This is a genomic window from Prevotella sp. OH937_COT-195, assembly GCF_003932845.1.
Classification (GTDB): Bacteria; Bacteroidota; Bacteroidia; order Bacteroidales; family Bacteroidaceae; genus Prevotella.
Genome location: NZ_RQZH01000008.1, coordinates 60,373 through 77,019, shown reverse-complemented (window position 1 = coordinate 77,019; position 16,647 = coordinate 60,373). Strand labels below are relative to the sequence as shown.

Sequence of the window (16,647 nt, the reverse complement as noted above, 5' to 3'; positions counted from 1 at the left end):
ATTACATAAATTTCCGCGTAACGACAAATGTTTCAAAATGATAAACTCTTAGACTAGTCGAAATGTTAAAAATAACAATTTTTTCATTAAAAATTTTGCATTTCTAAATAAATTGTTGTATATTTGCCACATCTTTATTTGCGATTTCGGGATTGTCGAAATCAATTTTCCGGGTTGGTGCGTCCTGCATCAACCCTTTAAAAATGTTTTTTCGTACACACTATTTGTGTTGAAACAGAATGTATTTTGGGCTATTTCTCGTAATAATAATAACGAAAAACAAAAATATATTAAATAGTTTTATCCTTAAACAGATTATTGATAACTTTGCAAATCTGAAATATATTGTAGGATTCAATAGGTATATGAGATATGCTATAATTGCGGCAGGCGAGGGTGCAAGGCTTGCAAATGAAGGCGTTACAGAACCCAAACCTTTGGTTAGTGTCGGCGGAGAGCGGCTCATAGACAGACTTCTTCGCATTTTTATGGATAACGATGCAGAGGAGATTGCCGTTATATGTAACGGCATAGACAGTACAGTCGGACAACATCTTGACGATATTTGCAGAAACGGGCTTGGAGAGCGGAGTGTGCCTTTGCAATATATGGTTAAATCTACTCCGAGCAGTCTTCACAGTTTTAACGAACTCTGCACGCTGTTGCAAGACGGGAAATTCGTATTGACTACGGTGGATACCGTTTTCCGCGAGAGCGAGTTTGCACGGTTTGTATCTTTTTTCGAGAACAGTAATGCCGATGGTTGTTTTCCCGTAACAAGTTATGTAGATGACGAGAAACCACTTTATGTTTCTGTTGACGACTCGATGTGCATAACGGGATTTCACGACGAGCGTGGCGATTGCCGATATGTGAGTGCCGGGATATACGGACTTGGAACGAAAGCCAAAGACGTGGCACGACGTTGCATGGAACAAGGCGTAAGCCGCATGCGTAATTTCCAGCGCGCACTTGTTGCCGAAGGTTTTAATATAAAGGCTCATGCTTTTACGAAAGTGCTTGACATAGACCATACGGAGGATATACGGAAAGCCGTGGAATTCCTTCGACAAAACTGTTGATATGAGGGTGCTGATGATATTTCGGGCGGAAATTTATTCGCCGAATTGCGTAGAGAAAGACAGGAAAATCCTTGAGACCGTAGGGAACGAGTTGTTGAAATACGGGGCAGACGTTTCTTATGTACGGGAAGATTTGCTCAAAGATGATGCCGACGCAGACGTAATATTCTCTATGGGGCGCAGTTCGCATATAATAGAATGGCTTGACAGAAAAGAAGACGAAGGTAGGAAAGTGATAAACAGCAGTCTTGGAATGCGAAACTCAAAACGTTCCATCGTTGAGCGGATTATGCGAGAAAACGCCATTCCCACTGCACCATTGGAAGGGAATTACGGATATTGGTTGAAGCGAGGGGACGGTGCTGCACGACAGAAAGAAGACGTGCTCTTTGCCGAAAACAAGGCAGAACGTGACAATATCCTCGCAGTTTTTAGGGAAAGAGGAATCTCTGACGTAGTTGTCACTGCCCATGTCAAGGGCGATTTGATTAAGTTCTACGGCGTTGCGGATACTCCTTTTTTTCGTTGTTTCTATCCTACGGACGATGGCGACAGCAAGTTCGGAGATGAAAATCGTAACGGTACGGCGGCACATCATTGTTTTGACCGTGCATTGTTGAAGGAAAATGCCGGCAGGCTTGCGAGCATGGTCGGACTTCAAGTTTATGGAGGCGATTGTATAGTGCGTAACGACGGTACTTTCGCAATAATTGACTTTAATGACTGGCCCAGTTTTTCACGATGCCGGCATGATGCCGCCAAAGCCATTGCTTCACTCGCGGGTTTATAATAAACGAATTGACGGGTATCACAGAAAATCAACTTTTTCATGGGAAAATCATTCAATGAGATGCTTCGGGCATCATTAAAGAGCAAAGATACAGAGGAGTGGATAGATGTTTATTTTACCCGCCCCATAGGACTTGTGTTTGCTATTTTATGGAATAAGTTGGGCATACATCCTAACGTTATTACCGTATTGTCGATATTCCTCGGCATCGGTGCCGGAGTGATGTTCGGATATACCGATCTGCAACACAATATAATCGGTGTGCTGCTGCTTATGTTTGCCAATTTCTGTGACAGTACCGACGGGCAGATGGCACGGCTGACCGGTAAGAAAACCCTTTTGGGCAGGGTTCTCGACGGTTTCTCCGGTGACATCTGGTTTTTCGGAATATATGCTGCAATATGTATCCGTATGTTTAATCAATACATACCCGGAACCGACGTGAAATGGCATATATGGATATGGTTGCTCGCCTTTGTTGCCGGCATAATGAGCCATTCGCCACAAAGTTCGCTTGCCGATTACTACCGCCAGATACACCTTTTTTTCATAAAAGGAAAGGAAAACAGCGAACTTGACAACTACAAACAACAACGCGCTGTTTATGAGCAACAACCCAAGAACATGATTTTTGCACGGCTGTTTTACTACAATTATGCCAATTACTGCAAAAGTCAGGAGAAACGTACACCGAACTTCCAAAAGATGATGAATGTTTTAATGCAAAAGCACGGAGATGCGGAAAGAATGCCGGCGGAACTTAAGGATAAGTTTGTCAACGGGAGTCGTCCGCTGATGAAATATGCAAACATTCTCACGTTCAACGTCAGGGCGATAACGCTGTATGCCACATGCCTGCTTGATTGTCCGTGGGTCTATCTGCTTGTGGAAATCATCGTGCTTAACATATTGTATATTTACATGCACAAACGTCATGAGGCTCTGTGTGCGTATATTACCGAAAGGCTATGACAAAAGGATATATATTCGATTACGGTGGTACGATAGACACTCGCGGCGACCATTGGGGAAGGGTGCTGTGGAAAGGTTATGAGCTATGCGGAATACCTGTCAACGAGCGGCAATTCCGCGAAGCATACGTTCATGCAGAACGCATTTTGGGACGAAATCCGATAATAAAACCTTCGTTCACGTTCCGTAGGACTCTTGACACGAAACTGCGCATCGAGATGGAATACCTGATGACGGAAGGATATTGGAATGTTTCAGAAGAAATGTTTGTGAAAAAGCACTCGGAGATGCTCGAATTTCTGTATGACGAAGTGTGTAATGTCGTGGCGGAAAGCACTAAGGTGCTTGAGGCGTTGAAGCCGGAATACCCAATGGTATTGGTAAGTAATTTTTACGGAAACATATCTACGGTACTCCGTGAGTTTGGCTTGGAAAGTTTCTTCAATTCGGTAATTGAGAGTGCCGTAGTTGGTATTCGCAAACCCAATACGCGCATTTTTGCACTCGGTATAGAGGCTTTGGGGCTGCCTGCCTCAGATGTTACGGTAGTTGGCGACAGTTATTACAAGGATATTTTACCTGCCAAAAGTCTGGGATGCCGAACGGTGTGGATAAAGGGATTTGGCTGGACTGACGAAGAGTATGACGAGACTGTTCCCGACAGGGTAATCAGCAGGCTCGATGAAATATTGTAAATTGAAAACAGGATAACAAAGAGGGAAAGAATGAAGAAAATATTAATATTGATGTTGGTGATGCTTGTGGCAATAGTATCGCATGCACAAAATATATCGGGCAGAATAATAGATGCGTCTACGGGTGACAGCATACCATACGCAAGCGCAATATACAAAGGACACAGAGTTATGGTGTCGAGCGATGCCGGCGGCAGATTCAGCATCGCAAAGTGCGCAGGGTGGACGCTGACGTTCAGTGCCGTAGGATATAAACCGAAGAAAATGCTGATAAAAAACACTACGGTGGGTAATCTCGTGATAAAGCTCGAACCTTCGGAAGCGCATGTATTGGAAGGTGTCACGGTAAAGGCAAAGCGCAAAAAGTATTCACGAAAAAACAATCCGGCGGTGGAGTTGATGAAAAGAGTGGTTGAGGCAAAGAAACGGACAGACTTGGCCAATCATGACTTTTATCAGTATAATAAATATCAGAAGATAACGCTCGCTTTCAACGACCTTAAGCCTGCCGAGTTGGAAAGTGAGTTCTTCCAAAAGAAAAAATGGCTTCTCAACCAAGTGGAGCCAAGTCCTTACACGGGAAAATTGATACTGCCCATAAGCGTTGACGAGACCGTGACGAAGAAGGTTTACAGAAAGTCGCCACGCTCGGAGAGGGATATAATAATCGGACAAAACTCCACCGGCATAAACGATCTTATAGAAACGGGAGACATCTTGAACACTGTACTGAAAGACGTTTTTACGGATGTTGATATATATGATGACCAAGTGAGATTGTTGCGACATCCTTTTACGTCTCCCATAGGAAAAAATGCAGTTGCTTTCTATCGTTTCTATATAGAAGACACCGTTTATGTGGCAAATGATTTGTGCTATCATTTACAGTTTCTGCCAAACAACCAGCAGGATTTTGGTTTCCGAGGAGAACTTTACATCATTGCCGATTCTACGCTGCATGTGAAGAAATGCAATCTCTCCATACCAAAGAAGAGCGACGTAAATTTCGTCGATGATTTGCAGATAGTTCAGGAATACAGCAAACTACCCAATGGCGAATGGGTTTTATCGGTTGACGACATGTTCGTGGAACTCTCGCTTACCAAATTCCTTTCGAAAGCCGTAGTTATGAGAACAACGCGACTTGGCGACTATTCATTCAATGAGATACCGAAGAAACTGTTCAAAGGAAAAAGCAAAGTGAGGCACGAAGCCGACGCAATGATGCGAGACAAGGCTTTCTGGGAGCAATACCGTGCGGTGGAACTTACAAAAAGCGAAAGTTCCATGGGTGATTTCGTGAAAGGACTGGAAAGCATGAAAGGTTTCAAGTTCATAATATTCGGAGCAAAGGCATTGATAGAGAATTTTGTTGAGACGGGCGATAGTGAACATCCGAGCAAGGTGGATATCGGACCGATTAACACAATGATAACTAAGAATTTCGTAGATGGATTACGTACAAGAGCAAGTGCGCAGACTACGGCAAATCTGTCCAAACATTGGTTTGTTTCGGGATACTATGCACATGGGTGGAAAAGCAAGAAGAATTATTACAAGGGAGAACTTACATACAGTTTCAACAAAAAGGAATACTTGCCGAGGGAATATCCGCGGAGGACACTTTCTTTCTCGAGTACATACGACGTATGCGCACCAAGCGATAAATTTATAAACACCGACAAGGATAATGTTTTTACGGCATTCAAATGGAGCAAGGTAGATAAGATGATGTTCTACAACAGACAGCAACTTGCTTTTGAATATGAGTTCGAAGGCGGGCTGAAACTTAATGCCGCATTGAAGACGGAGGAGAATGAGGCTACTGCCAACTTGTTTTTCACTCCGATGAACCTTGCCCGACAATTTCCCGACCCGAATGAAACGGAAACTTTCCACGGTCATGGGAAAATTCGTACTACCGAACTTACCTTTGGTATAAAGTTGGCACCGGGCGAAACATTTATCAACACCAAGCAACGCAGGGTGCCGGTAAATCTTAACGCACCTGTATTCACGCTGGCGCACACCATTGGAATGAAGGGTTTCCTCGGTGGAGAATATGCGTATAATTTCTCCGAGGCGACAATTTTTAAACGCTTTTGGCTGAATAGTTGGGGTAAGATAGACTTACGTATTAAAGGAGGAGTGCAATGGAACAAAGTACCTTTCCCACTGCTCATAGCACCTGCGGCCAATCTTTCGTACATCGTACAGGACGAGACTTTCAACCTTATTAATAATATGGAGTTTCTCAATGACCGTTATGCCTCGCTGACCATGTCTTGGGACATGAAAGGAAAGTTGTTTAATCGTATTCCGTTACTCAACAAACTGAAATGGAGAGAGTTTCTCGGGGTAAATTGTCTGTGGGGAACATTGACCGACAAAAATAATCCATTGCTCGCGAAAAATGCCGGAGACGCGGGACTGATGTATTTTCCGGAAGGCGTATCGGTGATGGATAAAAACAAACCATACATAGAAGTGGTTGCCGGAATACATAACATATTCAAGTTGTTGCACATAGAATACGTTAGAAGACTAACTTACCTCGAACTTCCTACGGCACATAAGCACGGAATAAGATTTATGTTGAGAATGACGTTCTGATGTCACTACTGCCGGTTTGGCACTTTACTTATTTCTTCTTGTCTTTCCTTTTCTTTATTCCGAAAAGGTCGGACAAGGTGGTGAAGTCCTTTTGCAAGACAAGTCCCACTCCTTGTGTGGTAAGGCTGTTGCGCGTGAAATACCGGTCGTTGGTTTGATTGTATATGCGTACTGCGATATTGCCATTGGGAACGAGGAGGTAATGAATGTCGAAATCTCCGATGAACGAAGTTGTGGCATTTTCGTTGTCTCGGTATCCGAACTGCCCGTTTATAAGCAACCGGTTGTTGAGAAGTCGTCCCGATAGTGTTCCCTCATATTCGGCATTGTTGAAACCTTCGTCTCCGGTACTTATGTTTGCACCGAAATTCCAGTTCGAATTGTTGACGACATTGCTAAGCACCGAGTTTATCTGCTGTGTTATTGTTCCGCTGAGCAGGCTTTGCATTGCGAGCGATGTCTGACTTTGCTGGCTGTTTAATGATGCAGAGTTTGCCTGCGAGTAAAATCGTCCTATGGACAACAGGTAGATTACTTGTTGGTTAAGTTCCTCTTCGCTGTTGATAAGCGAACGTACCATTTGGTTTGCATCTTCGTTAACTGTCGGCATGTCGAAATCGAAATCGATACGCGGAACATTAGGAGTTCCCGTGATATTCATTATACAATCCACTCGTACATTGTTGTTGGCGAAACTGCGACCGATGTGCAAATCTGAAAGAGGAACTCCGTTTACCGTGTATTTTGCTTTCATGTTTATTGCTGCGTTGTATGGGTCTCCACCGAACACTATCGAGCCTCCGCTTTTGAATGTAAAGTCTTTCTTTATGACATTTTGTATTGTCATGCCGTATGTTCCGTGACTTATCTCGTAATTGCCATACATGTTGAAACCTGCTTTGTTGTGGTATATGGCACGTAGATTCCCATTACCATATAAGGTAATCATGTCTCCGGTATTCTTGTCCATAAGCAGTTTCAAGGCAGCATCGGTAGTTGCATTTATTCGGAAATTCATTTTCAAATCCGAACGGAAATTGTTATTGTTTTTTTTCTTCTTGCTTTCTTCCTCTTCCTTTTGCTTGTCGGAATCACGTTCTGCCCATTCGATGAAGTCGGTATTCGATATGGCTTCAGGTGCCGCAGCATTATATTCGAAGAATGTTCCGCGTTGTGGTGTAATGTCAATGTCGAATACCGTTTCTCCGTTTTTCCCGTGTATGTTGCATGTTCCGGTGGCATAGACTGTCCCGAAGAATGTGTTCTCACCGAAGTCGTGGAAGTCGTAAGACAGCAGGTTTTCGGCTTTGATGCCAAGGTCGTATGTCCATTTTGAAAGATTTTGATGCCTTACCGTTCCGTTGACTTCTGCCATGTTGCCGTCTCGGTCGGTAATAGTATCGTTCTCGAATATGAGAATGTTTGGGCGCATCACAATATTGCAGTTACGCAAGGCGTAATTTGTGTTCAGAGCCGGCAGTTTTATCTCTCCGTCAACATTAATGTTGCCTTCGATGTTTATGGCCTTTAACGGACCGAATATGTGCACGTCTCCGTTAACCGCAGCTCTTACGTTGTCAAGGAAACTGCTGCATAATCCTTCCATGAACTCGGCACTTGTTCCGATTGCTTTGATGTTGAGATCCAGTTCTTTCCTTGCCGGCGAAACATATCCGCCTATTATTGTTCTGCATAATGGTCCGTCGTCTGCCCGTGCATTTATATTTATCTGTTTTGCTGCATTGTCGTATTCAAAGAAAGCCTGCAAAGTTCCAATGTGTCCTTCTTCAAAGATGAAATTCCTGACACTAATATCCCCATGCAATTCCGGTTGTCCGAACAATGAAGACATCTTCGCTCTTCCCGAGGCATATCCGTCAAAATCGACAGAATGGAAATTCAGCATGTCAAGAACATATTTTACGTTTACGTCTTGCAAACTTACCATTATTGAGTCATTCTTCGATCGTGTTGCGGTTCCATCTATATTTATATGTTGTCTGCCGTGGTTTACCGAGAAATTGTTTATGGCGAGTCTGTCGTTTGAATATTTTATGTTTGAAGGCGTTATGTTCCATACCGTATCTCCGACAATGATGTTTGAATGCAGAATATCTATGTCTGCAGTTGCTTTCCCATTCTCGTTTTCTGTAAACGTGGCATCGGTGTTTAGGCTTCCTGAAAAACGCTTTTTTCCGTTGTTGTCCCAACTTATGGAAGAAATCATCCTGTCGTTTATTGCCGACGAGGTAACCCCGAGTGCTATTGTGTGACCGTTTGCCATTACTTTGTCTATCGAGATATTTGTATTCAGAGCCTCGTCTTTTGATGTAGATATGTTCAAATAAATATTCTTATACGGAGCGTCACTGTAGAGTATGTCTTTTGCTGTCAACGTAATGTCTGCATGTTCTTCGGTCTGGTTTATGTTTCCTTCTATGATTATCGGCTGTCGTGTCATTATTGGGAAATTCATGAATTTCCGCAATATAGACGCATCGGATATTTTGGCATCGATGGTAAAACAATCGGTGTTTCTCATATTTGTTTTTGACAGTCCGGGCATTGACGGCAGTCTTGATTTCACAATTTTTGCTATTACGTATGGAAGGGAAGACACTTTGTATTGTCCGTCTAATGAAACATGCCCGAAATCTCCGTAAAGTCGCAGGTGTCTGTCTGTTGGTTTGCCACCGCACGATAAGGTTATGTTGTTTAATTTGAATACACTGTCGGTATTGTTTGACATTTTGAAGTCTTCAATACTTAAATTCCCGACGGCATCATCCAATGAACTTCCATGAAAATCTCCTTTTAGTTTGCCGCAGAAAGTTGTACCTTTCCATTTTTCCGTAAGCCCCAAGGCATTCGGGTTTATGTTTTTTATGTTTAATGTTATGTCTGTGGCATGACTGCGAGAAAGTTCGCCTTCTACATAAAGCGAGACATTAGGGTCATCGATCGATAATTTCCCGTTGAATATATCGGATATCATTCTCCCGTCAATTTCGATGTTACGATATTTGTATCCCTTAAAAAATATCTGACTGAAGTTTCCTTTTGCGATGATGTCGGGTGTTTTCCCCTTGCGCATTTTCCCTTTTATGTCAATGGATGTGCTTATTTCTCCCAAATCATTATTTGCAGACAATTTCCCAATGTCGAAACCATCTGTTCTTATCTTGGCGGCAAAATCATCGTTTCCGTATGAACCGTTTATCGCAACATTGCCAATGTTTGATGTCAGTTTTCCCTTTACCGATGTTTTGTTGTTCCGATTTAAAACAGTACCTGTGTAACCGAAATCTCCCAATCCGTCAAGAAATTTTGGCAATGCGAAGTTTCCTCCTTTCAACATCTTGGCAAAATTTTCGATATAGTTTTTGTTTATCCTGAAATATTTTATGTCAGCCAACCATTCTTTTAGCGAAGATATGTCGTATATGTATCCGTTGGCAAAAAGACTCATTTCACCTCCACGGTCTTTTATTGCAAGGCTTTTGATGAATATATTCTCGCCATGCCCGTTTATTTTCATTGAAAAATCTATGGGACTTACTGCCGAACTGAAGTTTGGCAAGAATGCAGCAACATCGGCGGGTGATATATATGATTTTCCAACCGTAGTGTTAAAGTCAAGTGTTTTAAATATAGATGTTTTGCCGTCTGTTTTATATCTTGCCTTTGTCTCTTCCAAAACGATGTGTGAGTTGGGCATTTTCAAATCAAACTGTTTGATTACGGCATTGTTTTTCGTTACCATGGCCTCTAACGAAAGGTTTGATATTTTGATGCCCGACTTTTCCTTTAACGACAATTTCTTAATATTAATATTTATGGAGTCTTGCGTTATTTTGTTTAGTATGATGTGCGAACTTATGTCAGATACTCTGAGATGCTTGTGTGAGAATTTTTCGGTATTTGTAGGATAGTCTTTTTGATCATAACATACGAGCCCGTTTCTTATAATCAACGACCCAATGTGCAGGTTCAATTCTGTTTCTTCCTGTTTATCTTTTGATGCGAGAGAGTCGAGTGCAAACTGAAAATTGAATGGTGCATCATTGTTTTTTTTACTTAGATATGCTCGAAGTCCGAAAACTTGTGCCGAGGAAATGGAGACGTTGCCTTTGACAGCTTTCAGTAGGTCAATGCTTACCGACAAGCGTGAAGATGCTATCATAAGACTGTCTTCTTGGTCGTATATCTTAACATTGTCAATTATGACTCTGTTGAAGAAACCCAAATTGATGTTGCCAATCTCGACTTTTGAATTTATTTTGTTGCTTACGGCATCGCTGATCCATCTGCCAATCATGTTTTGTACCGGCGGAAGTTTCAGTGCAACGATGGCTGCAAAGTATGCGGCAACCAAAGTCCAGAGTGTTATGTTTATTGTTTTTCGGAGTCCCCTCATTATCAAACTTGCTACCCGTACGTTGCAAAACATCGGGTGATTGGTGTTTTGTTGGTGCAAAATTACAAGAAAAAGTCGGCACTCGGGCAATTTATAATTTATTTTTAATACATGAAAGAAAAAAAAACATTATTTTTGCAGTCAATTTATTGACATGCGTATAATAAATACTACTATATATAATATAAACTCATGGCAAATGTAATTAAGTTGCGAAAGGGTTTAGACATAAACCTTAAGGGTAAGGCACAAGAAAAACTTGTCGAGGTGAAATGGAACGGAAACTTTGCTCTCCTGCCCGATAGTTTTGCCGGTGTTACCCCAAAAGTCGTTGTCAAGGAAGGAGATACCGTAAAGGCGGGAGACCCTTTGTTTGTCAATAAGCACTATCTGGAAGTGAAATTCTCGGCACCTGTAAGCGGTACGGTGGAAACGATTGTCCGTGGAGAGCGTCGCAAAGTGCTTGCCGTTAAAATAAAAGCCGGTAAAGAACAGGAATATGCCGACTTTGGCAGGCAGGATGTTTCGAAAATTGACAGCGATGCTGTTATAGGCAAACTCCTTGATGCAGGACTGTTCGGATATATCAATCAACTGCCTTATGCCGTATCTGCGAACCCCTCGCAGAAACCGAAGGCAATATTTGTTAGTGCATTGAGAGACAAACCGTTGTCGGCAGATTTCGAATTTGAACTTAAAGACAATGAAAAGGATTTTCAAACGGGGCTGACTGCATTGTCTAAAATAGCAAAGACGTACCTTGGTATAGGTATCAATCAGTCGTCAATGGCACTTACAAACGCCAAGGATGTCGATATAAATGTATTTGACGGACCATGTCCGGCAGGCAATGTCGGTGTGCAAGTTAATCACCTTTCTCCGGTAAACAAGGGCGAGGTGGTTTGGACCGTAGATCCCATGGTCGCAGTATTCTTCGGTCGCTTGTTCAACACAGGGCATGTTGACCTAACTCGTGCGGTGGCAGTGGTAGGAAGCATGGTCAAAAATCCGCAATACGTCAAGGCAGTTATAGGAGCAAGTGTCGCAGATATTTTATCCGATAACGTATGTAATGACAAAAAGCCACGTATCATAGGAGGTAACGTACTCACCGGGAAACAGATAACAATGAATGATTTTCTCGGTGCTGATGCAAGCGAAATAACAATAATACCGGAAGGAGACGACGCAGACGAGATGTTCGGGTGGATAATGCCGAGAATAAACCAATTCTCCAAGAACAGGAGTTATTTCTCATGGTTGTTCGGAAAGAAAGAATACGATGCGGATTGCCGTGTGAAAGGCGGCGAGCGCAGAATGATAATGAGTGGCGAATACGACTCTGTGTTGCCAATGGATATTTATGGCGAATATCTGATAAAAGCAATACTTGCAGGCGACATAGACCGTATGGAACAACTCGGCATATACGAAGTCGCACCGGAAGACTTTGCCCTTGCAGAGTTTATAGACAGTTCAAAACTTGAGTTGCAGAAGATTGTCCGTGAAGGTCTTGACATGTTGCGCAAGGAGAACGCTTGAGAAAAACATTAAATAGTGAAAAATAAATAGTAAATATCATCATGGGTTTACGAAATTATCTGAACAAAATAAAGCCGAATTTCGAGAAAGGGGGAAAGTTGCATGCGCTGCAAAGTGTTTTCGACGGCTTCGAGTCTTTTTTGTATGTTCCCAATAATACGTCGAAGAGCGGCTCAAACATTCATGACTCCATAGACTCCAAACGCATTATGAGTATCGTGGTGATAGCCATGTTGCCGGCATTGTTGTTTGGTATGTATAACATCGGTTATCAAAACTATGCCGCAGCGGGAAAACTTGCGGAGGCAGCATTCTTTCAAATGTTCCTCTATGGTTTTCTTGCCGTAATGCCCAAGATTATTGTGAGTTATGTTGTGGGACTTGGCATAGAGTTCGCGTGGGCGCAGTGGAAAGGCGAGGAGATACAGGAAGGTTTTCTCGTAAGCGGTATCATAATTCCGCTTATACTCCCCGTTAACTGTCCGTTATGGATACTTGCGATAGCCGTTGCATTCTCCGTTATTTTTGTCAAAGAGATATTCGGTGGCACGGGAATGAACATATTCAACGTGGCGGTCGCGGCACGAATGTTTCTTTTCTTCTCATATCCTTCGCAGATGACGGGTGACAAGGTGTGGATTGCCAACGACACCATATTCGGATTGGGCAACAAACTTGCCGATGGTGTGTCGGGAGCCACTCCTCTTGCAGATGTAAGTCATGGCGTTGTTCCTAATGTTGACGTTACGGATATGATGGTAGGATTGGTACCGGGCAGCATAGGCGAGACCAGTGTCATTGCCATTGCCATTGGTGCGGTGATACTTCTTTGGACGGGCATCGCATCATGGAAAACCATGGCAAGCGTATTTGCCGGCGGCATAATAATGTCTTTGCTATTCTCATCGTTGGGAATGACTCCCATTTCGTGGTACGAACACATCATACTCGGTGGTTTCTGTTTCGGTGCGGTCTTCATGGTTACCGACCCCGTAACATCTGCCCGTACCGAGCCGGGCAAGTATATCTACGGTTTCATCATAGGTGCAATGGCAGTCATTGTGCGTGTCATGAATCCCGGCTATCCGGAAGGAATGATGCTTGCCATATTCTTCGGAAACATGTTTGCACCATTGATAGACTATTGCATCGTGCAGAGAAATATTTCAAAACGTTTGAAGCGTGCAAAATAAAAAGGGAGGAATAAAAAATGAATACAAACTCGAATACATACACCATTATATATTCTGTTGTAATAGTAATAGTTGTGGCATTCTTGCTGGCATTCGTGAGCACTGCTCTAAAAGAAAAGCAGGAAGCCAATGTACTGTTGGACAAGAAAAAGCAAATCCTTAATTCCCTCAATCTTCGCGACCTCGACGACGATGTCGCGGAAGCAAAATACAAGGAGGTGGTAAAAGACGACGGAGAATTAGACGGAAACCAAATATTCACATGTGTGGTTGACGGAAAAACAAAGTATGTCATTCCGATGAAAGGAATGGGTCTGTGGGGATCTATTTACGGATATTTGGCAATAGACGATGACAAGAATACCGTTTTCGGTGTCTATTTCAACCATGACAGCGAGACCGCGGGTCTGGGGGCAGAGATAAAAGATTCGCGAGAGTGGCAGGAGAAGTTCCGCGGAAAGAAGATTTTTAAGGGAGAATCTGCCGATGTCGCACTCAGCGTAAAGAAGAAAGTTGACGATGCTGCCACGCAGGTAGATGCAGTTACCGGTGCCACACTGACCAGCGATGGAGTTTCTCTCATGTTCAAAGAGGGGCTCAAACCATACATTAAATTCCTAACAGACAAATAAAATATGAGCAAGTTATTCAGCAAGGAAAACAGAGAGGTTTTCATCAATCCGTTGAATTTGGACAACCCGGTGCTTATTCAGGTTCTCGGAATATGTTCGGCACTTGCCGTTACCGCACAATTGAAGCCGGCAATAGTGATGGGACTCGCGGTGACGATAATCACTGCATTCGCAAACGTAATAATCTCAATTATAAGAAAGACGATACCGCAGCGCATTCGCATCATCGTACAACTCGTGGTCGTTGCAGCATTGGTTACGGTGGTTAGTCAGGTTCTCAAAGCCGTGGCGTATGACGTAAGCGTGGAACTTTCGGTATATGTGGGACTAATAATAACCAACTGTATCCTCATGGGGCGTCTTGAGGCCTTTGCCATGATGAACAAACCGTGGCCGTCGTTCCTCGACGGTGTTTCCAACGGGCTTGGATATGCGGTTATACTCGTAGTGGTGGGAGGCATACGCGAACTGTTCGGGCGCGGCACACTGCTCGGACTTGCCATTGTTCCCAAGTCGGTATATGATGCCGGATACTTGAACAACGGCATGATGACCATGCCGGCCATGGCTCTCATTCTTGTTGGTTGTGTGATATGGGTACACAGGGCTTATTTTTATAAGGAGAAATAAATTATGGAACATATAATAAATCTGTTTTTCAGGTCGATATTTGTCGATAACATGATTTTCGCTTTCTTCCTCGGCATGTGTTCTTACCTTGCCGTGTCGAAGAACGTGAAGACATCATTGGGACTTGGTCTGGCGGTCACTTTCGTACTTTTGGTAACGGTACCGGTAGATTATTTTTTGCAGACAAAGGTACTTGGTTCCGACTGTCTTGCAGAAGGCATTGATTTGTCATATCTCAGTTTCATTCTTTTCATCGCAGTAATTGCCGCAATGGTACAACTCGTGGAAATGATCGTTGAGAAATATTCACCGTCTCTGTACGCCTCGCTCGGTATATTTCTTCCGCTTATTGCTGTTAACTGTGCCATAATGGGAGCATCGCTTTTCATGCAACAGCGCATAGCGATGGATCCGAGCAACTCGCAGTTCATCGGAAATGTTTGGGATGCGGTGGCATACGCCGTGGGCAGCGGCATAGGTTGGACGCTGGCAATAGTTTCTCTTGGAGCAATACGCGAGAAAATGGCATACACCGACGTGCCAAAACCGTTACAAGGTCTGGGCATCACGTTTATAACCGTCGGACTAATGGCAATGGCAATGATGTGTTTCAGCGGTTTGAAAATTTAAATGGGAGGATTTATAATATGGGACAATTTATAGGTATAAGCATCGGAGTTTTCCTATTGACGATACTCCTCTTGGTCATTCTCCTGCTTGTTGCGAAGAAATATCTTTCGCCGAGCGGCAATGTCAACATAACGATAAACGGTGACAAAACAATAAACGTTGCACAAGGTGCCAGTCTTATGACTACGCTCAACGAAAACGGTATTTACCTACCATCGGCATGCGGAGGAAAGTCGTCTTGCGGGCAATGCAAGGTACAGGTACTCGAAGGCGGCGGCGAGATACTCGACTCCGAGCGTCCGCATTTCACGCGCAAGCAGATAAAAGACCATTGGCGGCTCGGCTGCCAGTGCAAGGTTAAGGGCGATTTCAAGATAAAGGTGCCGGAGAGTGTGCTTGGTGTCAAGGAATGGGAGTGTACCGTAATATCAAACAAGAACGTTTCCAGTTTCATAAAAGAGTTTGTCGTGGCACTGCCTCCGGGAGAGCACATGGATTTCGTGCCCGGTTCATACGCACAGATAAAGATTCCTGCATACGACTGCATAGACTATGACAAGGACTTTGACAAGGATGACATAGGAAAAGACTATCTGCCCACATGGGAGAAATTCAACATCTTCTCATTGAAAGCACATAACTCGCAAGATACCATACGCGCATATTCCATGGCCAACTATCCGGCAGAGGGAGACCGCATAACGCTTACGGTGCGCATAGCAACCACACCTTTCAAACCGCGTCCGGAAGTGGGATTCCAAAATGTGCCTACGGGTATAGCCTCAAGTTACATCTTCTCACGCAAACCGGGAGACAAGGTTATTATGAGTGGTCCTTATGGCGATTTCCACCCGATTTTCAATTCCAAGCGAGAGATGATATGGGTAGGCGGAGGTGCAGGCATGGCACCGTTGCGGGCGCAGATAATGCACATGACCAAGACACTCGACACGCGCGACCGCGAGATGCACTTCTTCTATGGGGCGCGTGCATTGGTGGAGGCTTTCTTCATAGAGGACTTTATGGAGTTAGAGAAAGAATTCTCCAATTTCCACTTCCACCTTGCACTCGACCGCCCGGATCCGGAGGCAGACAAAGCCGGAGTGAAATACACTACAGGCTTCGTTCATCAGGTTATGTACGATACTTATTTGAAAGACCATGAGGCTCCCGAAGACATAGAATACTACATGTGCGGCCCCGGGCCGATGTCGAAAGCCGTGCAAGGCATGCTCGGTTCCATAGGCGTAGAGCGTGAGTCGATAATGTTCGATGATTTCGGATAGTTTTTTAGGAATAAACGTTCCGTGGAGTTAATGAGCAAGGACGGTATTTCTGTTAAATTGATGTTCATAAAGTAAAAGTCGATAAAGTTAAACATATACACTATTAATTTTTGAATACTTAATTTACATGGGCATCGCGACACTCATATAGCAGAAATTACCGGA

General features: G+C 43.5%; 12 protein-coding genes. 11 read left to right on the top strand and 1 reads right to left on the bottom strand.

Translation table 11 applies throughout. From position 1 onward, the window contains the following. Positions 1 to 365: 365 nt before the first annotated feature. The 5 genes from EII32_RS05020 to EII32_RS05000 are packed head-to-tail and all read left to right on the top strand — an operon-like array spanning position 366 to position 6,152. Positions 366 to 1,082, top strand: a complete 717-nt coding sequence (locus EII32_RS05020) for an NDP-sugar synthase (RefSeq protein WP_125234349.1) — start codon at positions 366 to 368, stop codon at positions 1,080 to 1,082. Position 1,083: 1 nt separating this feature from the next. Continuing rightward, entirely contained in the window at positions 1,084 to 1,872 is a 789-nt protein-coding gene (locus EII32_RS05015) for a hypothetical protein (protein ID WP_125234348.1), read from the top strand. Between the two features lie 39 nt (positions 1,873 to 1,911). Beyond that, a complete protein-coding gene (locus tag EII32_RS05010) occupies positions 1,912 to 2,844 on the top strand; it encodes a CDP-alcohol phosphatidyltransferase family protein (protein ID WP_125234347.1) in 933 nt (310 codons plus the stop codon). Next, entirely contained in the window at positions 2,841 to 3,539 is a 699-nt protein-coding gene (locus EII32_RS05005) for an HAD family hydrolase (protein WP_125234346.1), read from the top strand. The genes EII32_RS05010 and EII32_RS05005 overlap by 4 nt, the downstream gene beginning before the upstream one ends. Positions 3,540 to 3,569: 30 nt before the next feature. Continuing rightward, positions 3,570 to 6,152 (top strand): DUF5686 family protein, encoded by a 2,583-nt coding sequence (locus EII32_RS05000; protein ID WP_125234345.1) that lies wholly within the window; start codon positions 3,570 to 3,572, stop codon positions 6,150 to 6,152. A gap of 28 nt (positions 6,153 to 6,180) precedes the next feature. On the opposite strand, the gene EII32_RS04995 is transcribed toward EII32_RS05000, so the two are convergent. Next, a complete protein-coding gene (locus tag EII32_RS04995) occupies positions 6,181 to 10,569 on the bottom strand; it encodes a translocation/assembly module TamB domain-containing protein (protein WP_158611129.1) in 4,389 nt (1,462 codons plus the stop codon). A 192-nt stretch (positions 10,570 to 10,761) separates the two neighbouring features. On the opposite strand from EII32_RS04995, the gene EII32_RS04990 reads away from it, so the two are divergent. From EII32_RS04990 to nqrF, 6 genes are read left to right on the top strand one after another with little or no spacing between them, the layout of a single operon-like run. Then, a complete protein-coding gene (locus EII32_RS04990) occupies positions 10,762 to 12,111 on the top strand; it encodes a Na(+)-translocating NADH-quinone reductase subunit A (protein ID WP_125234343.1) in 1,350 nt (449 codons plus the stop codon). 41 nt (positions 12,112 to 12,152) lie between these two features. Next, positions 12,153 to 13,304, top strand: coding sequence for an NADH:ubiquinone reductase (Na(+)-transporting) subunit B (locus EII32_RS04985; protein ID WP_125234342.1), 1,152 nt, complete (start codon positions 12,153 to 12,155; stop codon positions 13,302 to 13,304). 17 nt (positions 13,305 to 13,321) lie between these two features. Further along, positions 13,322 to 13,936: an NADH:ubiquinone reductase (Na(+)-transporting) subunit C gene (nqrC, locus tag EII32_RS04980; protein ID WP_125234341.1), complete on the top strand. Its 615-nt coding sequence runs from the start codon at positions 13,322 to 13,324 to the stop codon at positions 13,934 to 13,936. Positions 13,937 to 13,939: 3 nt separating this feature from the next. Further along, positions 13,940 to 14,566, top strand: a complete 627-nt coding sequence (locus EII32_RS04975) for an NADH:ubiquinone reductase (Na(+)-transporting) subunit D (RefSeq protein WP_125234340.1) — start codon at positions 13,940 to 13,942, stop codon at positions 14,564 to 14,566. A 3-nt stretch (positions 14,567 to 14,569) separates the two neighbouring features. Next, positions 14,570 to 15,196 (top strand): NADH:ubiquinone reductase (Na(+)-transporting) subunit E, encoded by a 627-nt coding sequence (gene nqrE, locus EII32_RS04970; RefSeq protein ID WP_125234339.1) that lies wholly within the window; start codon positions 14,570 to 14,572, stop codon positions 15,194 to 15,196. Between the two features lie 17 nt (positions 15,197 to 15,213). Continuing rightward, a complete protein-coding gene (nqrF, locus tag EII32_RS04965) occupies positions 15,214 to 16,482 on the top strand; it encodes an NADH:ubiquinone reductase (Na(+)-transporting) subunit F (RefSeq protein WP_125234338.1) in 1,269 nt (422 codons plus the stop codon). The last annotated feature ends 165 nt before the right edge of the window (positions 16,483 to 16,647 follow it).